This window comes from Mycobacterium sp. AMU20-3851 (assembly GCF_043974665.1).
Lineage (GTDB): Bacteria > Actinomycetota > Actinomycetes > Mycobacteriales > Mycobacteriaceae > Mycobacterium.
Window position 1 is genome coordinate 4,341,158 of the sequence record NZ_CP146371.1, and the last position, 11,410, is coordinate 4,352,567.

The 11,410-nt window shown below is 67.8% G+C and carries 17 protein-coding genes; 5 read left to right on the forward strand and 12 right to left on the reverse strand.

The genetic code is table 11. The features are described 5' to 3' along the window. Positions 1–20: 20 nt before the first annotated feature. Positions 21–1,010: an iron-containing redox enzyme family protein gene (locus tag V4U86_RS20735; protein WP_395312141.1), complete on the forward strand. Its 990-nt coding sequence runs from the start codon at positions 21–23 to the stop codon at positions 1,008–1,010. An 11-nt stretch (positions 1,011–1,021) separates the two neighbouring features. Here V4U86_RS20735 and V4U86_RS20740 read toward each other — a convergent pair whose 3' ends face one another. Genes V4U86_RS20740 through V4U86_RS20755 form a run of 4 tightly spaced genes read right to left on the reverse strand, consistent with a single transcriptional unit; the run spans position 1,022 to position 2,986 of the window. Then, on the reverse strand, positions 1,022–2,005 hold the full coding sequence (locus tag V4U86_RS20740) for an LLM class F420-dependent oxidoreductase (RefSeq protein WP_395307799.1): 984 nt from the start codon (positions 2,003–2,005) through the stop codon (positions 1,022–1,024). Between the two features lie 43 nt (positions 2,006–2,048). Next, the gene (locus tag V4U86_RS20745) at positions 2,049–2,552 is read right to left on the reverse strand and encodes a DUF6328 family protein (RefSeq protein ID WP_395307800.1); all 504 of its coding nucleotides are present in this window, start codon (positions 2,550–2,552) and stop codon (positions 2,049–2,051) included. A 48-nt stretch (positions 2,553–2,600) separates the two neighbouring features. Then, positions 2,601–2,756 (reverse strand): hypothetical protein, encoded by a 156-nt coding sequence (locus V4U86_RS20750; protein WP_097933869.1) that lies wholly within the window; start codon positions 2,754–2,756, stop codon positions 2,601–2,603. Further along, positions 2,753–2,986: a hypothetical protein gene (locus V4U86_RS20755; protein WP_395307801.1), complete on the reverse strand. Its 234-nt coding sequence runs from the start codon at positions 2,984–2,986 to the stop codon at positions 2,753–2,755. The genes V4U86_RS20750 and V4U86_RS20755 overlap by 4 nt, the downstream gene beginning before the upstream one ends. A gap of 276 nt (positions 2,987–3,262) precedes the next feature. Between V4U86_RS20755 and V4U86_RS20760 the strand changes: the two genes are divergently transcribed. After that, positions 3,263–3,499: a CsbD family protein gene (locus V4U86_RS20760; RefSeq protein ID WP_395307802.1), complete on the forward strand. Its 237-nt coding sequence runs from the start codon at positions 3,263–3,265 to the stop codon at positions 3,497–3,499. Positions 3,500–3,608: 109 nt separating this feature from the next. Here the strand turns inward: V4U86_RS20760 and usfY are convergent, their stop codons facing one another. The 6 genes from usfY to V4U86_RS20790 all read right to left on the reverse strand — a co-directional run bounded on the left by usfY (position 3,609) and on the right by V4U86_RS20790 (position 6,094). Further along, a complete protein-coding gene (gene usfY, locus V4U86_RS20765) occupies positions 3,609–3,917 on the reverse strand; it encodes a protein UsfY (RefSeq protein ID WP_395307803.1) in 309 nt (102 codons plus the stop codon). A gap of 78 nt (positions 3,918–3,995) precedes the next feature. Continuing rightward, positions 3,996–4,355, reverse strand: coding sequence for a hypothetical protein (locus V4U86_RS20770; RefSeq protein ID WP_395307804.1), 360 nt, complete (start codon positions 4,353–4,355; stop codon positions 3,996–3,998). A 4-nt stretch (positions 4,356–4,359) separates the two neighbouring features. Continuing rightward, the gene (locus V4U86_RS20775; RefSeq protein ID WP_395307805.1) at positions 4,360–4,608 is read right to left on the reverse strand and encodes a hypothetical protein; all 249 of its coding nucleotides are present in this window, start codon (positions 4,606–4,608) and stop codon (positions 4,360–4,362) included. Between the two features lie 36 nt (positions 4,609–4,644). Beyond that, positions 4,645–5,334 (reverse strand): PAS and ANTAR domain-containing protein, encoded by a 690-nt coding sequence (locus tag V4U86_RS20780; protein ID WP_395307806.1) that lies wholly within the window; start codon positions 5,332–5,334, stop codon positions 4,645–4,647. A gap of 11 nt (positions 5,335–5,345) precedes the next feature. Continuing rightward, a complete protein-coding gene (locus V4U86_RS20785; RefSeq protein WP_395307807.1) occupies positions 5,346–5,669 on the reverse strand; it encodes an ArsR/SmtB family transcription factor in 324 nt (107 codons plus the stop codon). Beyond that, the gene (locus V4U86_RS20790) at positions 5,666–6,094 is read right to left on the reverse strand and encodes an SRPBCC domain-containing protein (protein ID WP_395307808.1); all 429 of its coding nucleotides are present in this window, start codon (positions 6,092–6,094) and stop codon (positions 5,666–5,668) included. The genes V4U86_RS20785 and V4U86_RS20790 overlap by 4 nt, the downstream gene beginning before the upstream one ends. 120 nt (positions 6,095–6,214) lie before the next feature. Between V4U86_RS20790 and V4U86_RS20795 the strand changes: the two genes are divergently transcribed. Continuing rightward, positions 6,215–6,754 (forward strand): restriction endonuclease, encoded by a 540-nt coding sequence (locus tag V4U86_RS20795; RefSeq protein WP_395307809.1) that lies wholly within the window; start codon positions 6,215–6,217, stop codon positions 6,752–6,754. Here the strand turns inward: V4U86_RS20795 and lat are convergent, their stop codons facing one another. Both lat and V4U86_RS20805 read right to left on the reverse strand, forming a co-directional pair. Beyond that, on the reverse strand, positions 6,755–8,095 hold the full coding sequence (lat, locus tag V4U86_RS20800; RefSeq protein WP_395307810.1) for an L-lysine 6-transaminase: 1,341 nt from the start codon (positions 8,093–8,095) through the stop codon (positions 6,755–6,757). 49 nt (positions 8,096–8,144) lie between these two features. Then, positions 8,145–8,606: an Lrp/AsnC family transcriptional regulator gene (locus V4U86_RS20805; RefSeq protein WP_395307811.1), complete on the reverse strand. Its 462-nt coding sequence runs from the start codon at positions 8,604–8,606 to the stop codon at positions 8,145–8,147. Between the two features lie 33 nt (positions 8,607–8,639). Here V4U86_RS20805 and hglS point away from each other — a divergent pair, with 33 nt between their 5' ends. Both hglS and amaB read left to right on the forward strand, forming a co-directional pair. Beyond that, positions 8,640–9,851, forward strand: coding sequence for a 2-oxoadipate dioxygenase/decarboxylase (hglS, locus tag V4U86_RS20810; RefSeq protein WP_395307812.1), 1,212 nt, complete (start codon positions 8,640–8,642; stop codon positions 9,849–9,851). Continuing rightward, the gene (amaB, locus tag V4U86_RS20815; RefSeq protein WP_395307813.1) at positions 9,848–11,392 is read left to right on the forward strand and encodes an L-piperidine-6-carboxylate dehydrogenase; all 1,545 of its coding nucleotides are present in this window, start codon (positions 9,848–9,850) and stop codon (positions 11,390–11,392) included. Before hglS ends, amaB begins: the two co-directional genes overlap by 4 nt. Positions 11,393–11,410 lie beyond the last annotated feature (18 nt).

The following is an 11,410-nucleotide window of genomic DNA, read 5'->3' on the forward strand; positions in this document are numbered from 1 at the left end:
CCCGTGACCGCCCCGCCATGATGCCCGGTAAGAGCCTGTCCCCGGCCCTACCCGCCGCCGCCGGCCCCGTGTCGGCGGCGGTGACGGCGCATCTGGCCGGGCGGGTTCAGGACCTCACCCGGGTCCGGCCCGGAGCGGCGGATCCACTGGGACTCGACATCCAGCTGACGCTGTACGTCTGCTACGAGTTGACCTACCGCGGATTCGCGGGTGTGGACCCGAGTTTCGAGTGGGACGCCGACCTGATCGGCCTGCGCGGGCGCTTGGAACGGGTGTTCCTGGACCAACTGCACGAGCGCGTGCCGACGGTGCCCGTGGCATCCGCTGCCGACGAGATGCACCGGGTGGCAGCGGAATCCGACAACGGCGGTGGCCCGGCGCGATTCCTGCTCACCGGCACCTGGCAGCAGATGCGGGAGTACTTCGTGCACCGCTCCGTGCACCGCCTCAAAGAGGCGGACCCGCAGGCGTGGGTGATTCCGCGGCTCACCGGACAGGCCAAGGCATCCTTCGTGGCCATCGAATTCGACGAGTACGGCTCCGGGCACGCCTCGCACATGGATCAGCGGTTGTTCGCCGAACTCATGGCCGCGGCCGAACTGGACGACGCCTACCTGGCCTATCTGACCGCGGTTCCCGCGGAATCGCTTGCGGTGGTGAACCTGATGTCGATGTTCGGCCTGCACCGCAGCCTGCGCGGCGCGGCGGTCGGCCATTTCGCGGCCACCGAGATCACCTCCCCGCCGTACTCGCAACGGATCGCCGATGCGCTGGTCCGGTTGGACGCTCCCCCGGTATGCACGCAGTTCTACCGCGAACATGCCGAGGCGTGCTCGGAGAACGGCGTGGCCATCGAGGTGGTACGGGACCTGTTGGCGGCCGAACCAGAACTCAACGACGACATCGTGTTCGGGATCCGCGCACACGATCTCGTGGAGCGTCTGCTGGCCGAGCACATGGTGAAATCCTGGTCGGCAGAAGAGACTTCACTACTGCGTGCGCTGCCCTGAACTCACCTGCCTCAGCCGAGTTCGGAGCGCAGCGCGTCCAACAGCGGTTCGGCAGCCTCGGCCAGGAACCGGTCCTGGCTCTCTCCGCCGATCTGCACCAGCGCGATATCGGTGAATCCCGCGTCCCGGTAGGGCTTGACCGCCGCCACGACTGCGTCGAGGTCGGGCCCGCAGGGAATCTCCGCTGCGACGTCCTCGGGCCGCACGAACTTGGTGGCCGCGGCGAAACCGGCCGGAGTGGGCAGATCGGCGTTGACCGGCCAGCCTCCGGCGAACCACCGGAACTGGTCGTGTGCCCGGGCCACCGCGGCGTCGCGATCGGGATCCCAGCAGATCGGCAGCTGGCCGACGACCCGGCCTTCGGTCAGCCCCTTGCCCTGACGTGCCGAGTTCCAGCCGTCGATCACCTCCCGGTCCGGGGCGGTGTTGACCAGGTGGTCGGCCATCACGGCCAATTGTTCGACCGAGCGGTCTCCGGTCATCGACACCGCCAGCCCGACCGGCTGGTCAGGCACGTCCCACACCCGCGCCGAATCGACGCTGAAGTACTCGCCGTGGAAGTCCACCAGATCGCCGCTGAGCAACTCGCGAATGATCCTGATGGCCTCGGCGAGCATGTCCAGCCGGCGGCCGGCGGTGGGCCAACCCTGGCCGACGACATGCTCGTTGAGATTCTCGCCACTGCCGAGTCCGAGGGTGAACCGGCCGTCGGCCAGGATCTGCACGGTGGCGGCCTGCTGGGCCACCACCGCCGGGTGGTAACGCATCGTCGGACAGGTCACGTAGGAGAACAGGTCGACCCGCGTGGTCGATTGGGCCACCGCGCCCAGCACCGGCCAGGCATTGGGGGCGTGCCCCTGGGCGGCCAGCCACGGGGAGAAGTGGTCACTGCAGACCTCAAAATCGAAGCCCACCTGCTCTGCGGAAACAGCATGGCGAACAAGATCTTTCGGACCAGCCTGCTCGGTCATCAAGGTGTACCCGAATCCGGTCATGGCCTCGGCATACCCGATCGAAGGGCGGACAAACGCGCGGTGGTCACGGGTCGGGGGGCGCGAGCATCCGCAACACCAGCGGCAGTACCAACCAGCAGAGCACGATGCCCAGCGCGGTGCAGAGACCGGCCACGACGCCGGCGTGCAGATCGAGCACCGCTCCGAAGATCAGCACCATCACCCCGGCGAGGGTCAATCCGAGCAGCAGAATGCCCGCCCTGGCCAGGTGATGTGCCGTCGTGACGACCACGTCGAGACGGTGACGGCGGAACATCGACCGGTGGATGCCGATCGGGGCGATCAGCAGAGCCGTCGCGCCGATCGAGCAGCCGACGGTGTAGAGGTAGACGGTGCGCAGTTCGGGGCGCAGATCCTCGAAGCCGTCGTGAAACGGCAGCGTCAGCAGCAGGCCGGTCAGCAGTTGGACGCCGGTCTGGACAACCCTGAGCTCCTGCAAAAGGCTGGACCAGTTCCGGTCCAGCCTTTGCGTGCTCGTCTCGTGACGAGCCTTCTCGTTCCAGCGCTGGTCACGCTCCAGCCGGTCCACGTCGACCTCGCGGCCGATTCTGGACCACCGAGACCCGCCTGCGGTTCATTAGAACCACGCGCGGCGACCGGCGACCGGGCGCCCGATCGCGCCCAGCGCCCAGAACACCGCGCCGACGACCAGGAGCACGACGCCGACCACCCAGAGCAGGTAGACGTCGAGCACGAAACCGAGAATCAGCAGCAACGCACCGAGCAGTATCACGACACCCTCATTTCCATCGATCCAAAAGCACTGGGTTCCGGCAACTTGCAATCCGCCACCTTCGGGTTCACGCCCGCGTAGTTCAGCGGGCCGGCCACCACCGTCAGTGCGATGGTTCCGGCGGTCGCGCAGTTGGTGGCACCGCCGGCGAAGTAGTCGCGCTGCCATGCCGCGAACACGCCGATCAACAACCAGATCAAGACCAGCGTGCCGATGAGTCCGCGTCCCATGAGAGCCCTCCGTAGCGTTGATGATTGCAGCCCGGGTGTACCCCGTTGACGTGGGCGTCAAACCTGATCTTCGCGGCCTGCAGTTCGCGGTACCGGACGCCGGTGGTGTTGCGTCCCACGGTGATACGGCCGATGCTGTTGGTCGGCGGTTAGCTGAGGTTCCGTTCACCGGGACCGAGGTTTGGCCGTCGGGCTCATCGGGAAACCTCGCTGCGTGAGGGAACAAGCCCTCCGTGTAGGCCACCAATCCACTCGTGTAGCGGAAAGGTTCGATTAATGTCTGACAAGAACTCTGGACCCGAAGAAGGCATCCGCGGCGTCGTCGAGGACGTCAAGGGTAAGGCCAAGGAGGCCGTCGGCACCGTGACCGGTCGTGACGACCTGGTCCGGGAAGGCGAGGCCCAGCAGGACAAGGCCGATGCTCAACGCGACGCGGCGAAGAAGGAAGCCGAGGCCGACAGCGCCCGCGCGGGCGCCAAGGCGGCCGAAGAACGCCAGAAGGCCGAGCAGTAGGGCGTTTCCGGCAGTACCTGGATCGGCCCAGCCCAGCTCCCCCGCGGGGCTGGGCCTTTCCGTGTCCGTGCCCGGATCCGCTGAAGGATGAGCTCGTCCGGTCGAAGGTTCAGCTGGCGGGACGTTGCCGTGCTGCCTCGGGATGTGCCGCGTACCACCGTTCTTCGATGCGCCGCACCCGGGTGTGTTCCACCGCCAACCACAACGCACCCAGCAGGAAACCGCCCCCGGACAGGGCGGCCAGCACCAGGCCGACATCGTGGTGGCCGGTGGCGAACGCGGCCAGGCAGCTCACGAACATCACCAGGGCCAGCCCGATCAGGATGAGGGCCGGCATGATCAGGTTGTCTTTCATGGACTCGCCGGCGTGCGTGCGCGTCGTGCGGGTGTGATCCACCGGATCCTTGGGGCCTTTCATGGCCGCTCCTTCCGCCAACCCGAAACCGGGCTGCTTTCCAGAGTAGATCCGCAATCGGCTAGCGGGGGTCGAACCGTCTCATCCGCCGTAACCGGCCAGCGCGGGCAAGCTCATGGTGAGCACCGTCAGCATCAGCAGCATCAGGAACCAGCCGGCTCCCTGCCACGCCCACCAGACCTGCCGGTTCTTCCAGGTGCGGTAGGTGCGCACAAACGCGTAAACCCCGCCGCCGAACAAGATCACCGGCGCGCCCAGCGCCAGTACCAGCCGTTCCGGTCGGCCACACGAGGCCGAATCCACCACCGCGCCCTCGCAGGATCGCGTCAGCACCGCGGCCACGATCAGGAACATGACCCCGAGCACCGCCGTCACCAAACCGAATCGGATGGCCGATCGCACCTCGGGCTCGTCTCGATGGATCCGTGGTTCGGTACGCATCAAACTATCCTTCGCTGCGCGGATGGCGGTCGACCAGGGTCCGGTCTCCGGCGGCACGGCTGCAGTGTGCACAGCAGTAGATCGCACCGTCTGCTTCCAGGCCGTGCCCCAGGATCCGGCAGCCGCAGTGCGCGCACTCCGGTGCGATCTGGACCGCTGCGCACTCGACGCTGTCGAAGGTGGCGGTCTGCCCGCCCCACTGCACGGTGAAGGCTTTGTCGTAGTCATTGCCACAGGTGGCGCAGGTAGCCATGGCGGTTGGGTGCCCGAGCCGGTCGGGGGGTAAACGTCAGGGCTCGACGCGCAGATGTGCCGTCAGCAGCAGTCGGTCATAGACACTGCGGTGGGGCAGCAGGTCCTGGTAGTCGAGCTCGAGGAAGTCCTTGCGGATCTGTTCGGAGAGCGCCTTGAGCTTGGTGTTGGTCTCCTGAGACCGCCACTTGAGCAGCTCGAACGCCGCCTCCGGGGTGATCCGGTAGACCAGCATGAGCATGCCTTTGACCTGCTCGATACCGCTGCGCGCCTCCGCTATCTCGGCGACGGCCTCGCTCACCCGCTCCTGCTGTTCGCGGACACCGGTGTGCGTCGCCGGCGTCGTATCGATGTAGAAGCCGTGGGTCCCGATGACCGCACCGCCGGCATCGTCGAACAACCGGTCGGCGACCACCACGACGTGCCGGGTCCGGCCCCGGGTGTCCACGATGCGGTGCCGGGTACTGAACGCCGCACCGGTGCGCCGGATCTCCTCCAGCGTGGCGGCCACCTGTCCGTAGTCGTCCGGATGCTTGTGTGACAGCACCAGTTCGGTGGTGGGTTCCACGGCGCCGGGCGGGTAGCCGTGGATGCGCGCCACCTCGTCGGACCATTCCCACCGCTCGTCGGCGAAGTAGAACCGGAACCAGCCGACACGATGATGTTCGCCACCGGAGAGTGCTGGCTCTTCCGGCGCCTCGCTGCAGTTGTGTTGTCCATCAGTCATCTCACGGTGGATTATGCCCGGTCATCCATGCTTTCGGCGATGCGCTTGATAGCCAAAAGACGACGATCCCATTGCTGCCCGATCACCGTGAGTTGGCTGCCGAGGGCGCTCAGCCGAGCACCCAGCGCGCGGTAGCGAACCTCGCGACCCTCCCGCACGGACTCGACCAGCCCGGCGCGGGACAGTACCGCCAGGTGTTTGGCGATCGCCTGCCTGGACACCGGCAGCCGGGTGGCCAACGCGCTGGCCGACAACTCCTGCGCGCCGAGCTCGGTGAGGATGCGCCAACGGGTTTCGTCGGCCAGCACCGCGAGCAGCGCCGGCGGGGAGGTCACTGCGTGGCTGCCAGGAACTCGACCAGTTCGCCGAGCTCGGCCGTCCAGCCGCCCTCGTTCTCGGTGTGCGCGACGGACGGGTTCTCCAGTTCCTCGAACCCGCTCTCCAGCAAGGCAAGCCGGGTTCCGCCGTCGACCTCGGTGAGTTCGATCCGCACCACAGTCGAGTTGCCCGGCACCGGGTCGGTGTCGGATTCGCGCGCCCACCGATAGACCAGCAGCCGGGGCTTGTCGGCCTGTTCCACCCGCAGCCGGAACTTCCCGTGTTCCGACCAGCCGAAGAATCCGGCGCCACCCGGGACGGCGTCGAACTCGGCGCTGTCGCCGAGCCATTGGGTGATCAGGTCGGCTTCGGTGAGCGCGGCCCACACATTGGTGATGGGCGCGGCGATGTCGATGCGGCGGTTGATCTCAAGTGCGGTCATGGTCTTCTCCCCGGTAGGTTTTTGTGCAACCACAGAGTTGCACATCATCACCGATCGTGCAACCTCTCGGTTGCACTGACCGATCGGCGTCCTGTCGGAGCCCCCACCTACCATGCGTGGGTGCGGATCAAGATCGTTCTCGCGGTGGGCATCACGGCCGGCGGTGCCGCTTACGCAATGGGCGCCGACTGGCCACTGACCCTGGTCTGCGCGCTGGCCGCGCCGATGCTGCTGGCCGCTGTGCCGCACGTCCTGACCGGACTGCGCACCCCCGCCCCTAGCGAGAACCCGATCAACCTGATGTCGGGCACCGAATTCGAGGATTACGTCGCCCGGATCGCGCGCTCCTGTGGGACGCCGGTGATCATGACGTCGATCACCGGCGACTGGGGGGTGGATCTGATCGTCGGGCGCCGCCCGGACCGGCTGGCCATCCAGTGCAAACGGATGACCCGACCGGTCGGCACCGGCGCCGTGCAGGAGGTGGTGGCCGGGGCGGCCATGCAGGACTGCACCCGCACCATGGTGGTGACCAACAACGAGTTCACCCCGGCGGCAAGGAAACTCGCCGAGCGGCATGACTGCATCCTGGTCGGCGGCAGCGACCTGCCCCGGCTGAAAGGGATGATCCGCCGGCTCACCGCCGAGCCGAAGCGCTGATCAGCCCTCGGCGAGCACGGCCCGCACCGTGTCGACCGCGGTGTCGATCTCGGCGTAAGTCACCGTCAGCGACGGGCGGAACCGCACCGAGTCCGTCCCACTGGCCAGCATGATGACCCCGCGGTCCCAGAGTCGCCGGATCAGTTCGTCGCGCTCGGCGCCGGTGGGCAGACTGAACGCGCACATCAGACCGCGGCCACGCGGGTCGCGCACCCGGCCCTCGAACTCGACGGCCAACGCCCGCAACCGATCCAGCAGGTGCTCGCCCACCGCGGCGGCATGGTCGATCAGCCCGTCGGATTCGATGACCTCCAGAATGCGCCGCGCGCGCACCATGTCGACGAGATTGCCACCCCAGGTGGAGTTGATCCGCGAGCTCACCCGGAATACGTTGTCGCGCACCTCGTCGAGCCGGCCGCCGGCCATCACACCGCACACCTGGGTCTTCTTACCGAACGCCACCACATCGGGGACCACGCCCAATTGCCGGTAGGCCCATGCGGTTCCGGTGATGCCGCATCCGGTCTGCACCTCGTCGAAGATGAACAACGCGTCGAACTCGTCGCACAGTGCGCGCATCGCGGCGAAGAATTGCGGACGGATGTGCCGGTCGCCTCCTTCGCCCTGGATGGGCTCGGCGATGAAGCACGCGATGTCGTGCGGGTTTGCCTCGAACGCGGCGCGCGCCTGACGCAGGGAGTGCGCTTCCAGCGCTGCGATATCCGCACCCGGGCGCAGGTAGGGGGCGTCGATGCGGGGCCAATCGAACTTCGGGAAGCGGGCGACCTTGTTGGGGTCGGTATTGGTCAGCGACAGCGTGTAACCGCTGCGGCCGTGGAACGCGCCCCGCAGATGCAGGACCCGGGTACCCAACGCCGGGTCGATGCCCCGCGCCTCGTTGTGGCGGCTCTTCCAGTCGAAGGCGACCTTCAGCGCATTCTCCACCGCGAGCGCTCCCCCGTCGACGAAGAACAGATGCGGCAGCGCCGGATCGCCCAGCACCCGGGCGAACGTCTCGACGAACCGCGCCATCGGCACGGTGTAGACGTCGGAGTTGCTGGGCTTGTTCACCGCGGCCTGGGCCAGTTCGGCACGGAACGCGGCGTCGTCGGCCAGCGCCGGATGGTTCATCCCCAGCGCCGAGGAGGCGAAGAACGTGAACATGTCGAGGTACCGGCGACCGTCCCGGGCGTCGACCAGCACCGAGCCGCGGGAGCGATCGAGGTCGAGCACCAGATCCATGCCGTCGGCCAGCATGTTGCGGCGCAGCACGTCGTGCACCTCATCGGCGCGGAGGTGCTCGGCGGGGCACTGGTCAGCAGTGTTCAGGACAGCCGTCATGCGGCCATCCTAACGCAATTTTTACTTTCATATGCCGCTACCACAGGAACTATTCCGGTAGATGGGTCCGACCCTCGTAAAAAGTCTGTAGGATGATGGTGCTTCGGGTGCGGACATTGGCGGCCGTGCGGATTCGCTGCAGCAGATCCTCCAACGCCCGCGCCGAAGCCACGCGCACCAACAGCACATAGCTCTCATCCCCGGCGACCGAGTGACACGACTCGATCTCGTCGATATGGCGCAGCCGGGCGGGAGCGTCATCGGGTTGAGAGGGATCGAGAGGACTGATGGCCACGAACGCCGACAACATGCGTCCGACCGCTTCCGGGTTGACCCGCGCGGCGTACCCGATCACCACCCCGCGTGCTTCCAGCCTGCGCACCCGGGACTGCACCGCCGACACCGAGAGGCCGGCGGTGGCCGCGAGGTGTGCCAGCGTGGCCCGGCCGTCGGCGATCAGTTCCCGAACCAGGATGCGATCGATGTCGTCGAGATGTTCGGTGTCGACCATGGCCGGAGACTATCGCAGCACCCGAGCGCGGGTATGCGACCGGTGACCGTACCCACCTCGATATTGCGGGCCGCGTTCGCCGCCGCGTTGTCCCGGATGTACGGCGCCGAAGTACCCGCCTACACCACGTTGGTGGACGTCACCTCGGAGGTGAACCGGGACACCCCGCACTCGGACCGACTGGGCTCGCTGGAGCGCGTCACCGCCGAGCGCCATGGCGCGATCCGGGTGGGCAGCGTCGCCGAACTCGCCGAGGCCGCAGACCTTTTCGCGGCGTTCGGGATGTTCCCGGTCGGGTTCTACGATCTGCGTGACGCGGCCTCCCCGGTTCCGGTGGTGTCCACCGCGTTCCGGCCCATCGACGCCGACGAACTGGATGCCAACCCGTTCCGGGTCTTCACCTCGATGCTGGCCACCGACGACCCCCGGTTCTTCCACCCCGATCTGCAGACCCGGGTGCACAGTTTCGTCGCCCAGCGCGCCCTGTTCGACCCCGACCTGATCGCCCAGGCCCGCCGCATCACCGCCGACGGCTGCCCGGCGGATCGAGCGGACGACTTCGTCCGGGCAGCCACCGAGGCGTTCGCGCTGTCCCGGGAACCGATCGACAAGGCGTGGTACGACGAGCTGGCCGCGGTGTCCGCGGTCGCCGCCGACATCGCCGGGGTGCGCAGCGCCCATATCAACCACCTCACCCCCAGGGTGCTCGACATCGATGAGCTGTACGCCCGGATGACCGACCGCGGCATCACCATGATCGGCGCCATCCAGGGGCCCCCACGCACCTCGGGCCCGGCGGTGTTGCTGCGGCAGACGTCGTTTCGGGCGCTCGCCGAGCCACGGCGGTTCCGGGCCCCGGACGGTGCGGTATACGACGGCACGCTGCGGGTGCGCTTCGGCGAGGTCGAGGCCCGCGGAGTCGCACTGACCCGCGCGGGCCGGGCCCGTTATGACGCCGCGATGGCCGACCGCGACAACTGGCACCGGTACTTCCCCGGCACCGACGCCGAGATGGCCGTCGAGGGACTGGCCTACTACCGGGGCGGCAATCCCGCCAAACCCGTTGTCTACGAGGACTTCCTGCCGGCATCGGCGGCCGGGATCTTCCGGTCGAACCTGGACGACGACACCCGGGTCAGCGAGACCACCGACCGCGCGACTCATTACGACCTGGACTGGATGGCGGGCGCCATCGGCCATCACATCCACGACCCTTACGCCCTCTACGAGAAAGCGGCATCATGACCACCATGCAGAAGAACAGCCTGCCGACGGCCGAGGACCTCCGCGACCGGGTGCGCGTCGCGCTGCAGGCCGTCGGTGCCGAAGCCGCCCTCGGCGAGCCCGGTGCATACGGACTGGCTGCCGGCAGCCCGATCACCGGTGACGTGCTGTTCTCGGTTCCCGAGACCAGCGCGGCTCAGGCGGCGGCCGCGGTGGACGATGCGGCCGCGGCGTTCGCCGTGTGGCGGACCACGCCGGCCCCGGTCCGCGGCGCCGTGGTGGCGCGACTCGGTGAACTGCTCACCGAGCACAAGGCCGATCTGGCCACCCTGGTCACCGTCGAGGCCGGAAAGATCACCTCCGAAGCGCTCGGCGAGGTGCAGGAGATGATCGACATCTGCCAGTTCGCGGTCGGCCTGTCCCGGCAGTTGTACGGCAAGACGATCGCCTCGGAGCGGCCCGGACACCGACTGATGGAGACCTGGCACCCGCTCGGCGTGGTCGGGGTCATCACCGCGTTCAACTTCCCGGTCGCGGTGTGGGCCTGGAACACCGCGGTGGCACTGGTGTGCGGGGACACCGTGGTGTGGAAACCCTCGGAGCTGACCCCGTTGACCGCCATCGCCTGCCAGGCCCTGATGGAGCGCGCCTGCGCCGACGTCGGGGTCAGTGGCTCCGTCAGCCGGCTCGTCCAGGGCGGCCGCGACGTCGGCGAGCGCCTGATCGACGATCCGCGGGTGGCCTTGGTCAGCGCCACCGGGTCGGTCCGGATGGGCCGCGAGGTCGGCCCCCGGGTCGCCCAGCGCTTCGGCAAGGTGTTGCTGGAGCTGGGCGGCAACAACGCCGCCATCGTCACCCCGTCGGCCGATCTCGATCTCGCGGTGCGCGCCATCGTGTTCTCGGCGGCCGGCACGGCGGGTCAGCGGTGCACCACGATGCGGCGGGTCATCGCGCATTCCTCGATAGCCGATGACCTGTGCCGCCGGATCGCCGCGGCATACGAGACGCTGCCCATCGGTGACCCGTCCGTGGACGGCACCCTGGTCGGCCCGCTGATACACAGCCGCTCCTACCGGGACATGGTCGGTGCACTGCAAACTGCCGCCGCCGATGGCGGCGAGGTGATCGGCGGTCACCGGCACGATTTGGGTGCCGAGGACGCCTTCTACGTCGCCCCGGCGGTGGTACGGATGCCCACGCAAACCGAGGTGGTACACAACGAGACCTTCGCTCCGATCCTGTACGTGCTCACCTACGATGACCTCGACGAGGCCATCGCCCTCAACAACGCCGTACCGCAAGGCCTCTCGTCCGCCATCTTCACCACCGACATCCGGGAGGCGGAACGGTTCATGGCGGCCGACGGCTCGGACTGCGGCATCGCCAACGTCAACATCGGCACCTCGGGGGCCGAGATCGGCGGTGCGTTCGGCGGTGAGAAGGAGACCGGCGGCGGCCGGGAGTCCGGATCGGACGCCTGGAAGGCCTATATGCGCCGGGCGACCAACACCGTCAACTACTCCTCCGAGTTGCCGCTGGCTCAGGGGGTCCGGTTCGGCTGAGACGGCAGGTTTTAGTAT